General features: G+C 40.2%; 16 protein-coding genes. 6 read left to right on the top strand and 10 right to left on the bottom strand.

What is annotated here, in order from left to right; all coding sequences use genetic code 11:
- Positions 1-20 precede the first annotated feature (20 nt).
- The 5 genes from MP622_RS04680 to MP622_RS04660 all read right to left on the bottom strand — a co-directional run bounded on the left by MP622_RS04680 (position 21) and on the right by MP622_RS04660 (position 7,053).
- Positions 21-899, bottom strand: coding sequence for a TauD/TfdA family dioxygenase (locus MP622_RS04680; protein WP_243792760.1), 879 nt, complete (start codon positions 897-899; stop codon positions 21-23).
- 90 nt (positions 900-989) lie between these two features.
- On the bottom strand, positions 990-2,513 hold the full coding sequence (locus tag MP622_RS04675) for an AMP-binding protein (protein WP_243792759.1): 1,524 nt from the start codon (positions 2,511-2,513) through the stop codon (positions 990-992).
- On the bottom strand, positions 2,510-3,115 hold the full coding sequence (locus MP622_RS04670) for a thermostable hemolysin (protein ID WP_243792758.1): 606 nt from the start codon (positions 3,113-3,115) through the stop codon (positions 2,510-2,512). Before MP622_RS04670 ends, MP622_RS04675 begins: the two co-directional genes overlap by 4 nt.
- A gap of 664 nt (positions 3,116-3,779) precedes the next feature.
- Positions 3,780-5,498, bottom strand: a complete 1,719-nt coding sequence (locus tag MP622_RS04665) for a GMC family oxidoreductase (RefSeq protein ID WP_243792756.1) — start codon at positions 5,496-5,498, stop codon at positions 3,780-3,782.
- Between the two features lie 109 nt (positions 5,499-5,607).
- Positions 5,608-7,053 carry a coniferyl aldehyde dehydrogenase gene (locus MP622_RS04660; protein WP_044740357.1) on the bottom strand — a complete coding sequence of 482 codons (1,446 nt, stop codon included), beginning with the start codon at positions 7,051-7,053 and terminating at the stop codon, positions 5,608-5,610.
- Between the two features lie 148 nt (positions 7,054-7,201).
- Here MP622_RS04660 and MP622_RS04655 point away from each other — a divergent pair, with 148 nt between their 5' ends.
- Complete coding sequence (locus tag MP622_RS04655) at positions 7,202-8,221, top strand: AraC family transcriptional regulator (protein WP_243792755.1); 1,020 nt, start codon at positions 7,202-7,204, stop codon at positions 8,219-8,221.
- 197 nt (positions 8,222-8,418) lie between these two features.
- On the opposite strand, the gene MP622_RS04650 is transcribed toward MP622_RS04655, so the two are convergent.
- The 3 genes from MP622_RS04650 to MP622_RS04640 all read right to left on the bottom strand — a co-directional run bounded on the left by MP622_RS04650 (position 8,419) and on the right by MP622_RS04640 (position 11,659).
- Positions 8,419-9,198, bottom strand: coding sequence for a sulfite exporter TauE/SafE family protein (locus MP622_RS04650; protein ID WP_016166437.1), 780 nt, complete (start codon positions 9,196-9,198; stop codon positions 8,419-8,421).
- Between the two features lie 109 nt (positions 9,199-9,307).
- Positions 9,308-10,963: a bifunctional protein tyrosine phosphatase family protein/NAD(P)/FAD-dependent oxidoreductase gene (locus tag MP622_RS04645; RefSeq protein ID WP_243792753.1), complete on the bottom strand. Its 1,656-nt coding sequence runs from the start codon at positions 10,961-10,963 to the stop codon at positions 9,308-9,310.
- A 12-nt stretch (positions 10,964-10,975) separates the two neighbouring features.
- On the bottom strand, positions 10,976-11,659 hold the full coding sequence (locus MP622_RS04640; RefSeq protein ID WP_243792751.1) for an MBL fold metallo-hydrolase: 684 nt from the start codon (positions 11,657-11,659) through the stop codon (positions 10,976-10,978).
- Positions 11,660-11,852: 193 nt separating this feature from the next.
- Here MP622_RS04640 and MP622_RS04635 point away from each other — a divergent pair, with 193 nt between their 5' ends.
- A complete protein-coding gene (locus MP622_RS04635) occupies positions 11,853-13,142 on the top strand; it encodes a sigma-54 dependent transcriptional regulator (RefSeq protein WP_243792746.1) in 1,290 nt (429 codons plus the stop codon).
- 96 nt (positions 13,143-13,238) lie between these two features.
- On the opposite strand, the gene MP622_RS04630 is transcribed toward MP622_RS04635, so the two are convergent.
- Positions 13,239-13,892 carry an NAD(P)H-dependent oxidoreductase gene (locus MP622_RS04630; RefSeq protein WP_243792745.1) on the bottom strand — a complete coding sequence of 218 codons (654 nt, stop codon included), beginning with the start codon at positions 13,890-13,892 and terminating at the stop codon, positions 13,239-13,241.
- Between the two features lie 122 nt (positions 13,893-14,014).
- Here MP622_RS04630 and MP622_RS04625 point away from each other — a divergent pair, with 122 nt between their 5' ends.
- The 4 genes from MP622_RS04625 to antC all read left to right on the top strand — a co-directional run bounded on the left by MP622_RS04625 (position 14,015) and on the right by antC (position 17,737).
- Entirely contained in the window at positions 14,015-14,623 is a 609-nt protein-coding gene (locus tag MP622_RS04625; protein ID WP_044740351.1) for a TetR/AcrR family transcriptional regulator, read from the top strand.
- Positions 14,624-14,784: 161 nt separating this feature from the next.
- Positions 14,785-16,200, top strand: coding sequence for an anthranilate 1,2-dioxygenase large subunit (gene antA, locus MP622_RS04620; RefSeq protein WP_243792744.1), 1,416 nt, complete (start codon positions 14,785-14,787; stop codon positions 16,198-16,200).
- 2 nt (positions 16,201-16,202) lie between these two features.
- On the top strand, positions 16,203-16,694 hold the full coding sequence (gene antB / locus MP622_RS04615; RefSeq protein WP_044740349.1) for an anthranilate 1,2-dioxygenase small subunit: 492 nt from the start codon (positions 16,203-16,205) through the stop codon (positions 16,692-16,694).
- Between the two features lie 5 nt (positions 16,695-16,699).
- Positions 16,700-17,737, top strand: a complete 1,038-nt coding sequence (antC, locus tag MP622_RS04610) for an anthranilate 1,2-dioxygenase electron transfer component AntC (RefSeq protein ID WP_243793457.1) — start codon at positions 16,700-16,702, stop codon at positions 17,735-17,737.
- A gap of 188 nt (positions 17,738-17,925) precedes the next feature.
- Here the strand turns inward: antC and MP622_RS04605 are convergent, their stop codons facing one another.
- Positions 17,926-18,879 (bottom strand): p-hydroxyphenylacetate 3-hydroxylase reductase component, encoded by a 954-nt coding sequence (locus tag MP622_RS04605; RefSeq protein ID WP_243792743.1) that lies wholly within the window; start codon positions 18,877-18,879, stop codon positions 17,926-17,928.
- Positions 18,880-18,912 lie beyond the last annotated feature (33 nt).

Genomic DNA, 18,912 nt, shown 5'->3' with positions numbered 1-18,912 from the left:
CATTGTATTAAGACTAGTGCTTAAAATGTTTCGTTCAATCCTAAACCCATACTGATATAGAGTTTACGCTGCTCAAGAGGGACTAAAATTTCACGTCGACCATGCATAAAACGTTTGTTGTCGATAATCGCAACATCACCATCTTGCCATTCAATTTCCTGCGTATGCTGTTCGCAAAGTTCCGCAAGTTCTGTAATCAGTTCCTGACTTATCTCGCGACCATCCGCAAAAGTAAATTTCGGTTTTTGATAATTGTAGGAGGGTCCCAAAATGGTATTGGCAAATGCAGGCACGCCTTTCAAATTATCATGGCGAATCATGTTCATTTGCAGATGGTATTCCACACCTTGATCGTGAGAGGGAGTGATCGTTTGTCCTGGAATCATCCGAATAAACTTATTTAAATCCTCCCAAGTTACCGAATCCACCTCCGCAATATTGAAAGCAGTCGCCACATATTTCTGCCAAATCTGTTTTGGTAAATAGCGGCTAATGGTCATCGGTGCAGCAAACTTTTGTTTTAACGGCTCGGATAAGTTTTTCCATACTACATGTCCATCACACACAGTGGTCTGTGAACCTTGAGAAGCACTCACTTCACTAAAAAAAGCAATAATATCTGGAGGTAATGGCGTAGAACCATTTTCAATATGCAACCCAACAGCCTGAGTGCCTGCATCCACTTTCTGAGATTGTTGCGTGATATTTTCACGAGCAGGATCATAAGTCAGCTTTTGGCATAAGGCTGTCATCAACTCACTAAAACGGTGCACGTCATAATGTTCATGTCTGAGTAAAATCCAACCTTGCTCACGTAAGGTATTTTTAATTTCTGCATGGCTTGATGGTGAATAGCTGTCGCTATGCTCAAGGTCAAATACGGATTGTTCAATATTCATATCTTTACTCACTATTTAGTGAAATTTTATGCGTGGAAATTAAATCTTCAGGTCTTATTGCGGCTATCGTTTGCTTAGCTGAACGACAGCTCATTGAAGCGATAAATACTGCCCAAATTGCTTTTTAATTTCGTTGCGTCTCAATTTCCCGTTGTCGGTTAACATCTGATTATTCAGTGAAAATGGTTCTGATGATCGATACCATTGCTTAATTTGGGCATAGTCAGGCATGCGGTCATTCGCTTTCTGTATCGCTTGCGCTAACATGCCATCCGATACATTGTCTTTGGCATAAATCACGGCAGAAAGATAAGGCTGTGCTTCCCCAAAGATAGCAATCTGATTAATTTCGGGTTCACTCGAACCATTCGATTCCACCCATTCAGGTGAAATATTGCGCCCAAAACTACTGACAATAATTTGCTTAATACGACCCGTAATAAACAGATAACCGTCTTTATCAAAGAAGCCTGCATCACCTGTGTGAATCAGAGGATCAACTGCAACCTCATTGAGATAACCCTGCATGGCATTGCCGCGTACTACCACCTCACCATTGTCCGCAATTTGCACATCTACATGGGGTAATGGTTTGCCGACACTGCCAATTTTTCTGGCATTCGGCAAATTGAGGCTAACCACTGAAGCGCATTCTGATAGTCCATAACCCTCATAAACAGGCAAATTCAACTGTTGCGACTGCAACAACAAATCAGTCGAAACCTTACCACCACCAACTGCAATAAATTTCAAACTCGCAAAAGCCTGAGCACCAAATTGCTGAATATATTCCACCATTGCCTTGAGCATTTGCGGCAACAAAATCACGCTCTGAATCTGGTATTGCTGTACCGTTGCTGCAAAGTTTTCCACCTTAAACTCATGGTTCGATACCAGTCCAAAATGACTGACATTATCGACTACAATTGAACGTCCCATATTCAAGGCAACATAAATGCCTGCAATGTTTTCCAATAAAGTAGCAAATGGAATCAAACATAAATGTCGTCCCAATTGGCTCGACTGTAATGCTGCACTGAGCGATTCTGTAATCGACTGAATCGTGTCTTCCGCCAGACATACCCCTTTAGGTGTACCTGTGCTGCCTGAGGTGTAAGTAATCTTTGCAGGAACGACAGAATCCATCGTTGTTGGTGCAGTCACATTTAAACGAATAAAAGTGCCAGAAGCCTGTTCAGCATTAAGTAATTGTTGAATACGGCCTTGCTCACTCAAGGTATGCAACCATGTATGATTTTGCGCCACACAATCAAGGTGATACGCTGACAGGGTAAGATTTACATCTGCCATAAAAATCGTATCGACTGCACTGTCTTTTAACAGATGTAAAATCTGCTGAGCACTAAAAAATAGAGGGATCGGAATCACGGTAATCCCTGCTTTTTTAGCAGCTAAATCAATCAACACCCAATCAATACTATTCATGCCCCAGATCGCAAGTTTCTGCGTCTGTAACAGCCCCAGTTCCTTACTGAGGCGTTCCATAGCATGATGAAGTTCTGCATAACTTACTGTACGTACTTCGGTCACAATCGCTTCACGTTTAGGCGTTTGTTTAGCATACGCTGCAATAACATCGAAAAGTTGATTCATAGACTTCCCCCACTGATTGCAGCATGATTCACTTTGAAATCATAATGTTGTTGGGTTACAGCCAAAGCATCAGCAACATTAATTGCCAACACCAATGGTTTTTGCTGATAGTAATTTCCCCACTGTTTTTTGGCTTCACCCAACACTTCAGGATTTGCCTTTTCTAATACATGAAAATGCAACCCCATTTGCTGTAGTACATAACGTACGGCTATCGTACCCGTACATACCGCCCACTCGACTTCCGCTACCGTGAGATAGAACACCAAAAATGCCACGATCATTTTGGCGTATTCCATGTTCTGAGAGGCCAGATTACCAATTTCTACAATCTTGTCTCGCGCCACATCGCGTTGAATCATTTTTGTTAACGTTTGTTCAATCGGTTGTACGAGGTACTGCTCTAAAAATGCCTGATGGGACTTGAGCGGTTCAATGCCAATCGCCACTTGAGTTTGATGCTGAAATTCCCCTACAAATAAGGTGGAGGAATAATGTGATAATGTTGCTTTATGCATTTCCTGATACTTAGTACTGATAAAAGCTTCCACCTGTTTTCGCTCAGGTTGGCCTTCTTGCACAGCATGAATATGGAGCATCATCTTTTTTTGATGTGACACGACTCGATAATTTTTCTGACAGTTTAATCCATTCAAATATTCTAGTTTTAATACAGAATTTTCATAAATTTTATGATTTTTATAATAATTCAGACCACTAAATGTAGTTGAAAATTTTTTCCCAAAGATGAATGTCGTCATAGTCATCTCGCCATAAATTGATTCATTAAAAAATAAGTTTTTAAACTTAAAATTTACTTAAATATTTATGACAATTTTATGACAACCACAACTCTTAATAATTTATTTATTTTTATATTCAAACACTTATATTATTTCAGCTTCATTACATGAGATTTAAGATACAAAACAACATATTGTAAACCATGACCCACAATCTAACTGAAAATTATTATCTTTTACACTATTCATTATACTCACCGAGTGCTGATGAGATATTTTACAAAGCCTAATTCGAAAAACTAAAATAAATACACACTAAACAATTAAAATAATTATATTTTATTAAAATATATAAAGTATAAAATTACCATCTCCATTTTTTTAATTCACTCAAATGAAATTGATTATAGCTTACACTTAGTTTTAGTCTTGAAAAATACTAAAAAATTTTTTTAATAAAACAATATATTGGATAATTTGACCTATAACTACCCATTGAGTCATAGGTCAAATATTGAATCTATTAAGCTTGAGCCAAGGCAATCGCTAAGTCACCCGTACCTTTTAATTCCGAGACTTGCCCATCTAAAGGCTGACTGAACTGAATACGCTTGATCTTCGAAGCTTTTTGTTCAGAAAAGACTGGAATTTGGCTCATGGCAAATTCAGACAATGCAGTAATGGTTAAAGATGGATTTACCCCTAAATTACCTGGGACAATTGAGCCATCAATCACACGTAGGTTTTTATAACCAAATACTTGCCCTGTAAAATCAACCACACCATTTGACTGGTCACGCCCCATCGGCACACCACTCATAATATGAGCTGTGGTAGGTGTTCCCAATATAATTTCTGTCAATGCAGAACCAGGTTCTCCACCCAGTTTTTCAGCAATCAGTTTGGTCGCTTTTTCAGCCGCAGGGAATGAAACCGTCAATGGTGTGTCTTCAGGCTTTTGAACTGCAGTAATACTATTTTTAAACAATCGATACCACTTACGGCGCCATTCCAGATGAATAAAGGCTTCTGACTTTTGCATGACCAATAAGATAATAGAATTTTTAGCTTTGCCCTTATAACGCAGGACTTTATAAGTTTTCCAAGGGTGTAACAAGGTATTGAATACAAACTTCATAAAACGAATAAAACCTTGTCCTGTGACCATAGGTACATAAGGAATGTAGATCCAAGAAGCATCCGCCCCTTCAGGAAAACGAGTCACCTCAATATTGGTATCTTCATCGACTGAAATAAAGGAACTGATCGCTACGCCATCATCTAATCGTTCACGCGTGTTGTTCGCTGTGGTTAAGGTTTCCGAATTGGTGCGAATCTCTTGCCCTAAGAGTTTCGAGATATTCGGTAAAGTCTTGTGTTGATCCCGCATCTTGAGCAGCATCGGCACAGTACCCATGACTCCCGCGGACAGCACCACACCACGACTGCGTAGACTATATTGACGAACCTGCTTCCCTAGTATTTCTTTAACAATGATTTCATAACCTGCACTACCATCTTCATTCAGCGGGGTAATTTTGATGACTTCAGAACTTGGACGAATCTCAACCCCATTACGTTCGGCAAAATACAGATAATTCTTCATCAAGGTGTTTTTCGAATTATTACGGCAACCCAACATACATGCACCACAGTAATTGCAAGTTTTACGTTCTGGTCCATCACCATTGAAATACGGGTCCTTCACTGCTTTATTTTGTTGACCATCCGCTTGCGGAAAAAAGACGCCAGTAGTCACCGTTTTAAAAGAATTGGCATAGCCCATTTCGCTTGCGACTGCTTTTAAGGTATGGTCTGCTACATTGGTATAGGTATTATGGGTTGTTCCTAACATGCGCTGCGCCAAACCGTAAAATGGTTTGAGCGTTTCTTTCCAGTCTTTCCGAATTTTAGTCCATGCCTCTGACTCAAAAACCGCATCGGGTGGAATCAAATGTACATTGGCATAAATTTGTGAGCCGCCACCGACCCCTACGCCATGTAAGATGGTTGTCTTACTGGTAAAGGTAAATTGCATGGTGCCTTTGAATCCTAATTCAGGCATCCACAAATAATTTTTGGTATCTAAATTGGTGGTTGGAAAATCATGGTCTTCGCGGCGTAAACCTTTCTCTAAGATCAGGACGTTATAGCCTTTTTCACTTAAGCGTAGCGCACTGACCGAACCACCAAAACCAGATCCAATGACAATCTGATCAAAATCAAAATGTTGATCACCCATTCTATTAACTCCTTTAATAGCTTTTTTTATTTTTAAACATGCATCAGCCCTGAGCTTCAAAAATTATTCTGAAGCTCAACTGCCCTATTTAAGGGTTTAAACAGTAAAACTAAGACTTCATACGAATTAAAAAATTCAGCACCCAAGTGGCAAACTTGCCATACGGCGGCGCCAGAAACTTCAAACTCGAAAACCCTGCCTGATAAAATACTGGGCGCATTTTTGAGAACGTGAGAAAGCCTTCATAACCATGATAATGCCCCATCCCACTTGCCCCCACACCACCAAAAGGCAAGTCATGTTGTCCAACGTGGAATAATGCATCATTTACAGACACACCTCCCGACATGACATGACTAATATAGAACTCGACTAAGCGTTTATTGTGACTAAATGGATAAAATGCCAATGGTCGATCACGATGTACAATGTAATCGACCACTTGATCAGGGCTTTGATAGGTTTTCACCATCAAAATGGGACCAAAGGTTTCACGCGTATCAATTTCCATCTCAGCAGTGCTGTTGAGCACCAAAGTCAGCGGAATTTTTCGTGTTGCAGCATCGGCTTCTTGTTGGTTTAAATTAATCAGCGTTGCCCCTTTGGCTTCAGCGTCAGCTAGACTGTGAACTAAACGCTGGTAAGCACGATGATCAATCACCGAAGTATAATCTTTACTATGAATATCAGGCACATGCTCTTGCACCCAAGCCTTCGCAGTTTCAATAAATTCCTGAAGTTTCGATTCATGCACAAATAAATAATCGACATTGGTACAAATTTGTCCCGCATTAAACTGCTTCACGAACATAATCCGCTCAACCGCTTTGTCGGTAGGATATTCTGGATCGATGACCGCAGGTGATTTACCACCGAGTTCCAAAGTCACAGGAGTTAAGTTTTCAGCCGCAGCCGCCATTACTTTACGTCCTGTAGTACCAGAACCCGTAAACATCAGATGATCAAATGGCAGTTTTGAAAATGCGACACCAACTTCGCCTGTTTCATCAAAAATTTGTAATTTTTCTTTGGCAAAATATTTAGGGCTAATCTCAATAAGCAACTCTGCCAAATGACGTGAATTTTCCGACATTTTCACCATAGCGGTATTCCCCGCAGCAAACACGGCAGACAATTGCGAGAACATCAAATTGACTGGAAAATTCCACGGCACAATAACGCCAATCACACCCAGTGGTTGAGGAATTAGGCGATTCTTGGCACCAAAGTACATGCTGTGATCGACTCTACGCTTTTGTACCTTCGTCCATTGGTTCAAATGTTTAATACTGCTATTAATATCGTCAGTAGCCGTAATAATTTCTGCCAGTAAAGTTTCATGACGTGAACGATTGCCATAATCACGATTTAAAGCTTCAATAATCGCTTCCCGATGATTATTGATCATGGCCTTTAAATTCAATAAATGCTGTTTGCGTTGTGAATTGCTTTCAATGCCTTGCTGATGAAAGCTCGTGCGCTGTAATTGGAAACAGTCTTGTAATGTCTGTTCGATAACTGTTTGCTCTAAATGCGACTGAACTGTAAGTTCCATAGTCTTTCCTTTTAATGGCTAACGGTGGTAGACGCGTTCTTATGCCTAAATGGAGAAAATCTCTTACTCTACTCTAACAAAACACTTGAATTGAGCTTGACTTTTTAGGACACTAACTTGATCTTTTAGGACATTCAGGATCATTGTTATGGCAAGTTATATCCGTGCAGCCAGCCTTGGCGGGTTCGAAGAACTTGTTCGTAGTTACAGTGTAAATCCTATAGAAATATTAAAACAAGTCGGTATTTTGCCATCTTTACTACGCGATCCAGATGCTTTCATTCATTATGATCATTATTTAAGTTTATTAGAAAATGCTGCTTTGCACTGCCAAGAAGAATGTTTTGGTTTAAAACTTGGCGCACTACAAAATATTAGCACGATTGGTTTAATTGGCGTGTATATGTCCCGACAATCGACTATTTTAGATGCATTACGTGTTGCACAGAAATATGTCTATCTGCATGCTGAAGGCGTGGTTTTTCATGTCAGCGAAGTGAGTGAACAACTTTGTAAACTCTCTTTTGTTCGCTTAAGTGAATACAATGTCGAAGTCCCACAAAAGTCACAACTGGCAATCTGCCTCGTGACTAACATTTTAAAAGATTTGATTGGACCCGCATGGCATGCCGAAAAAATTCATCTTAAGCAACATGCTCCCAAACACCCTAAAGTATTTACTGACCATTTCGCTTGCCGAGTTGAGTTCAAAACAGAAGAAGATGCACTGTATTTTCCAGCCAGTTTTTTAACGCATAAACCTTATGCGTTTAATGAAGATCTGGTAGATCAACTGATCGTACAGCGACTGGAAACGCAAAGTAGTACCAAAGGTGATAACGACACTTCTCTAATTGAAAGCTCAGTTCGCATGTTAATGGCAACAGGTGACTGTAGTATTGAAAATATTGCTTTATGTATGGGCATGCATCCAAAAAAGTTACAACGGCTCTTAAAAATGCAAGGCACGACTTATCGAGGCTTGCTCGAAAACGTCCGCAAGAAAGAAGCGCTTCGTATGATTAACGCGGGTAATGTCAGTCTCACAGATCTAGCCTTACAACTCGGTTATGCAGAACTCTCCATTTTCAGTCGTAATTTTAAACATTGGTTTGGCACAAGTCCTTCCGAATGGCGTGATCACAATAAACAAGCGTTTACACATTAAAACCATATTGAGTCTTTGAGCATAATTCGATTAGCTTCAACGCATTCACACATAGAATATGCTCTTCATCATGATGAGCGATTGGTAGATGTCGTAATATTGCTATAAAAAGTAAAGCTAAGGATGACGACCCATCCTTAGCTTTACTTTTTATCTTCAGTTGTAGATTTATCGTCTTATATCAATCTTGGGATACATCAAGCCAGCACTTTAACCAACATTGAAATAGCGACCACAATCACAGTTATGGCAAAAATCTTTTGAATAACGCTTGATGGCACAAGGTTTGTTGCTTTACGTCCTAATAACATACCCACAATACAGGCAATCACAAAGGTTACTGAAATACTGATAGGATACTGAAAACCATCCAATACATGGATTGAAATACTTACACCACCGATCAAGAAGATAATCATCAGTGAAGTTGCAACAATACTATTCATGTCTAGATCAGTAGCCTTGCGCAATGCAGGCACAATCACGAAGCCTCCGCCTACACCTAGTAGTCCAGTCAACAACCCTGCAACCACACCAATAAAACCCAATACAGAAGCTGTTTTGAAATTCCAGATGAGTCGTCCAGTCGATTTATTCACTTTACAAGGTGGATTTTCCATATCATTGACTTTATTAAAAAAGACTCGATAAGCCACCACCAACATCACTAAGCTAAAAGCAATACTCAACCAGACTGGAGAAATGATATTAGAAAGCTGTACACCATAACGTGCTGAAGGAATACTAATCAGTGCAATCCAAATCGCAGCACGATAACGCACGATTTTTTTGAAGAAACCCTGAATTGTTCCCACAAAAGCGGATAAGGTAACAGCCAATAAGCCAACTGGGGCTGCCTGAGCTACACTCCATCCCTGACTCGCCATCAGTGCAGGAACTGCGAGTATTCCTCCGCCAGCACCCGTCATGCCAAGCAAACATCCTATTGCCAAGCCTTCTAAAACTAACAACCACATGGTTCTAGACCTCTTTACCTCATGGTGGACTCTTTTTTAAATAAAAGAGTCCCTCACCCATCTGTAAAATTACAGATAGGGACTGGTTTTTTTATGGAGTTAAAAATAATTAGCGTTTAGGTTTAACCATCCATTCATGCCCTTTGAGCATGCCATCCCAATACATCGGTGGAAGAATCTGCTCTTTTAACAGCCATGCCAATCGTGTCGGTTGTTCACCATTAAGCAGCCATTTTGGAAAGCTTGGGAGCAATTTTCCACCATAACCAAACTCGGCCAGTACAATTTTTCCACGCTCTACAGTCAGTGGGCATGAACCATAACCATCGTATTGGGCAAAATTGGTACCACCTTGTAAATACTCCAGTACATTCACAGCCACAATCGGTGCCTGCTTACGTGCTGCGGCGGCTGTTTTGGCATTTGGTGCATTCATGACATCACCCAAAGCAAAAATATGCGGATATTGGGTATGCTGTAAGGTATGTTGATCGACACTGACCCAACCTGCCTGATCGACTAAATTACTTGCCCGAATAAAGTCTGGAGCTTGCTGTGGTGGTACCACATGAATCATGTCAAAATCGGTTTCAATAATAGGACTGTTTTCACCATTCAGTTGCTTAAACCAAGCTCGCTTTTGTCGACCATCCACCTTGATGAGTTGATGGTTAAAATGCAAATTAGCGTCATAACGTTTGACATATTCCATCAAGGCAGGCACATAGGCTGGCACGCCAAATAACGCTGCACCCGTATTGTAAAAATCAATCTGGATATCTTTAAGTACGCTCTGCTTTTGCCAATGATCCGCAGATAAATACATGGCTTTCTGCGGTGCACCCGCGCATTTAATTGGCATCGGCGGTTGGGTAAAAACTGCCTTACCGCTTTTCATTTCTCGGACTAACTGCCAAGTGTAAGGGGCTAAATCATAACGATAGTTAGAAGTCACACCATTTTTGCCCAAGGTTTCAACCAAGCCCTCAATACCATGCCAATTTAGTTTTAACCCTGGGCAAACCACCAAGACCTCATAATTCAGCGGCTTGCACCCTTCCAACAGCACTTGCTTATTGTCTGGATCAAAAGCTGCCACTGCCGCTTTAATCCATTGCACTTGTTTTGGAATTAAACTGGCCATGGTTCGCACAGTTTTTTCAGGCTTAAAAATACCACCTCCCACCATGGTCCAACCCGGTTGGTAGTAATGAACTTCTGCGGGATCTATAATGGCGATGTCTAAATTCGGCTGACGTGAAAGTAAGCTTGACGCCACAGAAATACCCGCAGCACCACCACCGACAATGACCACACTCAACTTTGGAATATGTTCTTGTGCATGTGCCGATTGCTTTAAAATACGGGGGATTACACCTTGCAAGTCGTATCCTAAAGTTCTTGCTGTCAATAACATTTGCTCTAGGGTCTGATCTGTTACTTGAGACAACGCCCAAAGGGTAATAGACCGTGTTCCAGATCGGCAATATGCCAATAATGGCTTTTGCGCCTGTAGATACAGGTGTTTGAATTCCTCGGCTTGCTCATCAGTCACTTTACCGCTCACCACAGGCAAATACTGAATTTGAATCCCGTAAGGTTGTAAAGCCTGTTCAATTTCAGCCACATTCGGTTGATCGGGACCTTCACCATCAGGACGATTACAAAAGATGGTTTTAATGCCACGTGCTGCGATCAATTCAATGTCTTGCGTAGTAATTTGATCGGCAACCCAAAATTCAGTATTGACTTGTTTTAATTGCATCTTCTCTCTCCTTTACTGACCACAAGCTTTATTGGCAGGTAATGCGATATCAATTTTTTTTGGATAAGGAAGATTTAAATTGTTCATAATTTCTACAAATTCAGCTTTACTTTTGCCTGCGCCCAAACGTGAATTGTGCAGACGCTCATGCCCGACTGTCGAAGCCAAACGACCTTTATAATCATGACCTGGGTAAACAATAGTCTCGTCTGGCAAAGTAAAGATTTGAGTATGAATGCTGTCATACAAGATTTCGGCATTGCCTTCCTGAAAGTCGGTACGTCCGCAACCATCAATCAGTAAAGCATCCCCTGTAAACACCATACCCTCAGCAACATAACTGGTACATGCATTGGTGTGCCCTGGGGTATAACGTGCTTCAATATTTATTTCACCTATCCGAATCACACTTTGATCGGTGATAAATATATCGCCACAGTTCACACCTGAATTGCGATGCAATACAGTCTTACAGCCAAACTTTTCACGTAATAAATTGGCAGCGGTAACATGATCCGCATGGACATGCGTATCCAAACTATAGACCAGTGTTAAGTTATGCATTTCTAAATACTGGGTATAGATGTCTATTTCAGAAGCAACTGGGTCAATCAATACTGCTTCACGTGTCTGCTCTGAAGCCAATAGATAAGTATAAGTTGAACTTTCTACTTCAAAAAATTGATGAAAGATCATGTTGTAACACCTGAATAAATACGTTTCTTTATTCTTAAATTGCAAACTCAGTGCCAACTTTTAGCTTTTTTAATTATATTCATTAAAAACAATATATTAAAGTTTAAATTATAAATTTAATCGTCTCTACCATTTCACCATTGTTTCATTTTATGTTTCAATAAGAAACAATTGAAACAGATAGTGAAACATTATGCTAACACTTAGTTTTACCTTACAAACTCAGCTAGAATTATTTTTAGAACAATTACAAAGTCTTATTGATGAAAGTTTGATCTTGATTCAAGAACAGCAGAGTCAAAACTTTATTTACGAATATGGCACATCCGAATTTAATAAAAAAACTATCACGACATTTAAAAATTTAATTCAAAATACACAACTACAAACTAGGCTGATTCATCTGCCTGAAAGCTCTGCACAATATTTATTGACTAGAAAAAAACTCGATGTCCTTGATCAACAGTTTGTAGGCGAAATTTTTGTATTACAGCCTGTCTCTTTAAATACGTTAAACCCAAAGCCTGTAACATCTTTATCTCTGCATGAGACTTTTCATAGCCAGTCAAGTTCGATGCAGCATATGTTCTCCATTATTGAGCGGGTTGCGATTACCGAATTTCCTGTATTGGTTCGGGGCGAATCAGGCAGTGGAAAAGAACTTGTGGCACAGGCTATTCATCAATACAGTCAAAGAAAAAAGCATCCGTTTATTGCCATCAACTGTGCTGCGCTCAATGCCAGTCTGTTAGAAAGTGAATTATTTGGGCATGTTAAAGGAGCTTTTACTGGCGCAATCCGTGAACATAAAGGTGTCTTTGAACGTGCGGCAGGTGGTACCTTATTTCTGGATGAAATTGCCGAAATTCCACTGGAACTACAAGCCAAATTATTACGGGTACTCGAAACAGGAGAGTTCACGCCTTTAGGTGGTGAAAAATCGTTAAAGTCGAATGTCCGTATTATTGCAGCGACTCATCGTGCACTACGTGAAGAAGTCAAGTCAGGACGCTTCCGCCAAGACTTGCTCTACCGTTTAAGGGTCATCCCGATTTTCGTACCGCCACTGCGTGAACGCAAAGAAGATATCCCTTTGATTGCCGAGTTTCTACTGAATGAACATCGGACTTCAGCACAAGCCCCTCTTCTTTCAGAGGATACCTTGCAAACTTTAATGGCATATGACTGGCCGGGGAATGTCCGCGAACTCAAGAATACGTTGTTATATGCACTGGCAATGGCGAATGGTCGTACCGCAATTACGATTTCTGATTTACCTGATGAGATCATTCATGGAGCACAAGATTCTGAATCTACAACTGAAACAAATGAGCAACCTATACGAATCAACTCCACAAAACTGGATGCCTATACCTTGCAGCAAACTCTCAAAAAATATCAATATGACTTGGGATTGACAGCACAGGCTCTAGGAATTAGCCGAACCAGTTTGTGGCGCTACCGCAAGAAATTTGGAATATAAACCTCTTTTCATGCGGGCTTTAGTCATTTGTAGAAAATAGAATCTGTTTTGCATTGAGTGTGGATAGGATACTTTTGCCTTACTATTTCAATGTTTTCAATGACTGAAATAAAGCCGAAGCCGTTGCACTAATCCTGGATCGGATTTTTTCATCAAGTTGGCATAATCACGTTGAGCCAGTTCTTTCATTAATCCCAGCCAGATTTGACGTTGCGCTAAACTAGAACCTCGTATAGAACCCAAATAATGTGTTTTTACCGACCCTACACCACAAAACTTTAATATCGTATCTTTAAGTTGTCGTGTGCTCGGTTCGCCAAAATACCATTTATACGTCCAACCTGGTTGGTCTAAGGTGGTAATGATTTTGGCCGTTTTGCGTTTTAAATGCCCACGAATACGGTTGCTGTTTTCAAAATAACTAAAGGCCTGACTAGGAAGAAATAAACGATCAATAAACCCTTTCGCTACAGCAGGTAAACCACCCCACCACACTGGGAAAATCCAAACCAAATGATCCGCACTCATTATTTTAGACCATGCTGCTTGTAAATCAGGTTCAAGCTCCATTCTTTGTTCATAACCATATTTCAGATTTGGATCAAAATGTAATTTACCAATTTCAATCACTTCAACCTGCAAGTCAGATGGTACAGCTTCAATATAGGCTTGCATTAAAGCTTGATTAAAACTGGTTGATGATGGATGAGCATTGATGACCACTATTTTTCTTTTCAACTGCTTACTCATATTCTTCTCTAGGTTAGAACAGATTTATCTTTTCAGATATCACATGATATCCGAAATAGACCTAGCCAAAATAACGCTTAAAGTTTAAGATATCAAGTGATATTTGAAATTTAAATTAATCTATGAAACCCACAAAAATTTCTCGTGATGAAAAACAAATTCAAACTAGAAATCAGTTAATTGAAGCAGGCTTTCATCTTATATCTGAGCAAGGCTATAGTGCGGTATCTATCCGGAATCTTTCAAAAAAGGCGGGCTATACGCAAGGTGCTTTTTATTCAAATTTTGAGCACAAAGAAGATTTTTTACTGACCTTAATGAAAATTCAATTTGAACAAGAAAATCTGCAATTACAGAAAATTATTACTCAGACACATTTGACGCAGTCTGATTTAATGGCCGCACTCGAACAGTGGTTCATCGAATTTTTCCAGAATGATGAATGGCTGAAAATTTCAATTGAATTGCAATTATATGCGGCACGTGACGAATTATTTTCCAATGAATATCAGCAAGTTTGGCAGAATCATCAGGCGCAAGTTTCTGAAGTTTTACAACAACTCATTCCAAATTTTTCTGCGGCAGAGTCAGCTCAGCATGAACATAAGCTTCTCGAAATTATCTCTTTGAGTTATGGCTTAGCGCTTCAATATATGATTTTTAAAGATGATGTGCATAAATATGTAAATATTATGATGCAGCAACTCACCCAAATAATGCCAGCTCGTTAAAGTTGGCTCTTTCAATACCTATCCCCTCATCAACCCCCGCATCTAAGCGCTTTAAAATAAAAGCAGCACAGACTGGATAAACATCTGGAAAAAGTGGATAGAGACAAGTGCTTAATCACGTTTCAATCAAGCTAAAGCTGATTGACTAAAGGATTGAGCACATGACCTCATCAAATTTACAACAATGGAATGACTTGGTGGATGGATGCATCGATTTCCGCCCTCAAGATGGTGTGTTTCGCGTCGCAAGGGATATGTTTACCCAACCAGAACTGTTCGATCTGGAAATGGAATTCATTTTTGAAAAAGTCTGGATTTATGCCTGCCATGAAAGTGAAATTCCCAACAAACATGACTTTTTGACCGTTCAAATTGGACGTCAGCCCATTATTGTCAGTCGTGATGGCAACGGCGAGTTACATGCCATGGTCAATGCCTGCGAACACCGTGGTGCAACACTTACCCGTGTTGCGAAAGGCAATCAATCGACTTTTACCTGCCCGTTCCATGCATGGTGCTATAAATCGGATGGTCGTTTGGTCAAAGTCAAAGCACCAAGTGAATACTGTGAAGATTTTGATAAATCAAGCCGTGGGCTTAAACAAGGACGCATTGCGAGTTATCGGGGTTTTGTGTTTGTTAGCCTAGACACGCAAGCCACAGATACCTTAGAAGATTTCTTGGGCGATGCCAAAATTTTCCTTGATTTAATGGTGAATCAATCCCCAACGGGAGAACTTGAAGTTCTACAAGGCAAATCAGCCTATACCTTTGCAGGGAACTGGAAACTGCAAAATGAAAATGGCTTAGATGGCTATCATGTCAGTACAGTGCATTATAACTATGTTTCTACGGTGCAACATCGTCAGCAAGTAAATGCTGCCAAAGGTGGAGAAATGGATACCCTCGATTACAGTAAATTGGGGGCTGGCGATGCTGAAACTGACGATGGCTGGTTTAGTTTTAAAAATGGACATAGTGTTTTATTCAGTGATATGCCAAATCCAACGGTACGTCCAGGTTATGAAACCGTTATGCCCTATATGGTCGAGAAATATGGTCAAAAATATGCTGAATGGGCAATGCATCGTTTAAGAAACTTGAACCTGTACCCTAGCTTATTCTTTATGGACCAAATTAGCTCGCAACTCCGAATTGTCCGCCCTGTGGCTTGGAACAAAACCGAAGTCATCAGCCAATGTATCGGTGTAAAAGGTGAATCCGTTGAAGCACGTCGTAACCGTATCCGTCAATTTGAAGATTTCTTTAATGTTTCAGGTTTAGGCACCCCTGATGACTTGGTCGAATTCCGTGAACAGCAAAAAGGGTTTCAAGCCCGACTAGAACGTTGGAGTGACATTTCACGTGGTTATCAAGCTTGGGAATATGGTCCAAGCAAAAACTCAATTGATTTGGGCATTGAACCTGTTATCACAGGGCGTGAATTTACCCATGAGGGTCTCTATGTCAATCAACATGGTCATTGGCAACGCCTAATGCTCGATGGCTTCAAGAAAAAGTCATTAAAAATGTTCGACATCACTTTTCAAAATCAAAACGTAGCGGATGAGGTGTAACCATGTCACAACAACTACAATTTGCAGTTTCTCAATTTTTGTATAAAAAATCAGAGCTTTGCGATAAATATGACTGGGATGCCTATCTTGATCTTTATGATGAGGACAGTGAATATCACATTCCACAGTGGATTGATGACCACAATTATGTGCAAGATCCGAATCAAGGCTTGTCCTATATTTACTATGCGGATCGCTCAGGTTTAGAAGACCGTGTATTTCGCATTCGTACAGGTAAAGCTGCATCGGCGAATCCTTTACCTCGCACCTTTCACAGCATTAACAATGTGCAGGTACAAACTCGTGAAGATGGTTTGGTTGAAGCCAAAGTGGCTTGGCATACCTTATATAATCGCCAAGGTTTGGAAGGTTCCTTCTATGGTCATGCGACTTATCTACTCCGTCAAACAGAGCAAAGCTTCAAGATTCGTCGTCAGCACAGCATTTTGCTGAATGACAAAATTGATTCTGTTTTAGACTTCTACCACGTTTAAGGAGCATAGAAATGGGACATTCTGTTGCTTTAAATTTTGCCGATGGTAAAACCTTTTTCATCTCTGTGAACCAAGACGAATTGCTACTTGATGCAGCGGTTCGACAGGGGATTAATTTACCACTCGATTGCCGTGAAGGCGTGTGTGGAACCTGCCAAGGAAAATGTGAAACGGGTATCTATGCGCAAGATTATGTCGATGAAGATGCTTTAAGTGAACGTGATTTGGCAGAACGAAAAATGTTGGCTTGCCAAACTCGAGTAAAGTCTGATGCCGCATTTTATTTTGATCATAATTCAAGCATCTGTAATGCGGGTGAAACTTTAAAAATCGCAACAACAGTCACTGCCGTTGAATTGGTTTCAGAGACTACCGCCATTTTACATTTGGACGCTAGTAGCTTTAGCACTCAACTACAATTCTTAGCTGGGCAATATGCGCGTTTGCAGATTCCAGACACGGATGACTGGCGCTCTTACTCCTTTGCTAACCGACCAAACGCCACAAACCAATTACAATTTTTAATTCGCCTATTACCCGATGGCGTAATGAGCAATTACTTACGCGAGCGCTGTCAAATAGGTCAGACGCTACTGATTGAAGCACCTTTAGGCAGCTTCTATTTACGTGAAATAGAACGCCCACTGGTCTTTATTGCAGGTGGTACAGGATTATCCGCATTTTTAGGTATGCTCGACAATTTGGTTGAACAACCGAATACCCCACCGATTCAACTTTATTATGGAGTCAATTCAGAGTCAGATTTATGCGAGCAACAGCGTTTACATCACTATACTGAGCGATTTTCGAACTTTAGTTATCACCCGATTGTGACCAAGGCATCAGATGAGTGGCAAGGCAAAGCGGGTTATATTCATGAACATTTGAACAAAGTACAACTGGCAGAACAAGCATTCGATATGTATTTATGTGGTCCGCCACCAATGATTGAAGCCGTTAAAAGTTGGCTTGATGAACAATCCTTACAAGACTATCGACTGTATAGTGAAAAGTTTTTACAGAGTAATACTGCACGAACCTAATTTTAAAACCTAAATTATGCATTCTTCATGGTAATTTCTAGTAAATAACCCCAAAAGAGCCAAGATTATCCTTGGCTCTTTTTTGTCACATCAAAATACGTATCTGATAAACATATATTCGGTCTTAAACATCAATACAGAGATCAAATAAAACTGATAAATCCGAAGATTTATCAGTACATTTTTGCTTAAGCCACACCAGCAAAGTCACGCAACATGCTAATGAATGCTTCTTTTTCCTGTTGTGGATATTTTTCAAACACTCCATTTTGATGGCTATCAGCGATTTCAAACAGATATTGTGCTGTTTGTTTGCCCTTTTCTGTCAATTGATACAAGTTCTCGTGATCTGAAAGTAGCCCTTCACGTTTTAAAATTTCCGCTGCGCGTTCTACTTCTTGCATCGGCATAGCAATATCCCGTGGTAAATCTTCCTTGCTCGAAGCAGTTCCGCTGGCAAGCACTAACAGCAATCGAGATTCACTGGTACGAAAACCCGATGCCAATTGCTTCGGAATATAATCCGTTTGATAGGCTTTAAAGGCACGGCTCATTAAATAACAAACATTGTTATATAAATGCCCTTGTTGTGGAATTTCAGAAAGTGTTGGTTCACTGTGTTTTAGCTTTAAACTTGGATGTGGCATCACGCATGAATATGCACCTTGGTGATAGACCAAAGGACTGCGCCCTTGATCATGAAATTTCACCACTTTACCAATCATAATCCAGTGATCGCCCCCTTCAATCACTTGATGGCGTTCACATTCAAATATGGCAGAACAGTTTTCTAATAATAAACTCGCACCTTCACCTTCTTGATAATTGGTTCCTTCAAACTTATCAATATTGCGGCGTGAAAACTTGTTGGACAGTTCAATTTGCGAACCTGATAAAATATTGACAGCAAAATGTGTTGCTTGCTCAAACACAGAAAAACTAGATGATTTTTTATCAATGCTCCATAAAATCAGCGGTGGATCGAGTGACACTGAGTTAAAACTATTGGCAGTTACCCCGACTTTTTCACCCTGTTCATTTTGCGCAGTGATAATGGTCACACCCGTTGCAAAATTGCCCAATGCGCGTCGGAATTGCAAAGGATCTATACTTAACGGTTGTACTTTTTGTATTACATTCATCTTTTTCTCCTTAATTTCCATATCACAAGGGAA

It is taken from the genome of Acinetobacter sp. PK01 (assembly GCF_022819285.1).
Taxonomy (GTDB): domain Bacteria; phylum Pseudomonadota; class Gammaproteobacteria; order Pseudomonadales; family Moraxellaceae; genus Acinetobacter; species Acinetobacter tandoii.
The sequence above is the reverse complement of the archived record's forward strand: the minus strand, read 5'-3'. Positions and strand labels throughout refer to the sequence as shown.

Coding starts and splice junctions, on each gene's coding strand:
- antB (WP_044740349.1), top strand. CDS start 16,203: ATGTCACAACAACTACAATTTGCAGTTTCTCAATTTTTGTATAAAAAA.
- MP622_RS04660 (WP_044740357.1), bottom strand. CDS start 7,053: ATGGAACTTACAGTTCAGTCGCATTTAGAGCAAACAGTTATCGAACAG.
- MP622_RS04635 (WP_243792746.1), top strand. CDS start 11,853: ATGCTAACACTTAGTTTTACCTTACAAACTCAGCTAGAATTATTTTTA.
- MP622_RS04665 (WP_243792756.1), bottom strand. CDS start 5,498: ATGGGTGATCAACATTTTGATTTTGATCAGATTGTCATTGGATCTGGT.
- MP622_RS04605 (WP_243792743.1), bottom strand. CDS start 18,879: ATGAATGTAATACAAAAAGTACAACCGTTAAGTATAGATCCTTTGCAA.
- MP622_RS04630 (WP_243792745.1), bottom strand. CDS start 13,892: ATGAGTAAGCAGTTGAAAAGAAAAATAGTGGTCATCAATGCTCATCCA.
- MP622_RS04640 (WP_243792751.1), bottom strand. CDS start 11,659: ATGATCTTTCATCAATTTTTTGAAGTAGAAAGTTCAACTTATACTTAT.
- MP622_RS04645 (WP_243792753.1), bottom strand. CDS start 10,963: ATGCAATTAAAACAAGTCAATACTGAATTTTGGGTTGCCGATCAAATT.
- antA (WP_243792744.1), top strand. CDS start 14,785: ATGACCTCATCAAATTTACAACAATGGAATGACTTGGTGGATGGATGC.
- MP622_RS04650 (WP_016166437.1), bottom strand. CDS start 9,198: ATGTGGTTGTTAGTTTTAGAAGGCTTGGCAATAGGATGTTTGCTTGGC.
- MP622_RS04680 (WP_243792760.1), bottom strand. CDS start 899: ATGAATATTGAACAATCCGTATTTGACCTTGAGCATAGCGACAGCTAT.
- MP622_RS04625 (WP_044740351.1), top strand. CDS start 14,015: ATGAAACCCACAAAAATTTCTCGTGATGAAAAACAAATTCAAACTAGA.
- MP622_RS04670 (WP_243792758.1), bottom strand. CDS start 3,115: ATGATGCTCCATATTCATGCTGTGCAAGAAGGCCAACCTGAGCGAAAA.
- MP622_RS04675 (WP_243792759.1), bottom strand. CDS start 2,513: ATGAATCAACTTTTCGATGTTATTGCAGCGTATGCTAAACAAACGCCT.
- MP622_RS04655 (WP_243792755.1), top strand. CDS start 7,202: ATGGCAAGTTATATCCGTGCAGCCAGCCTTGGCGGGTTCGAAGAACTT.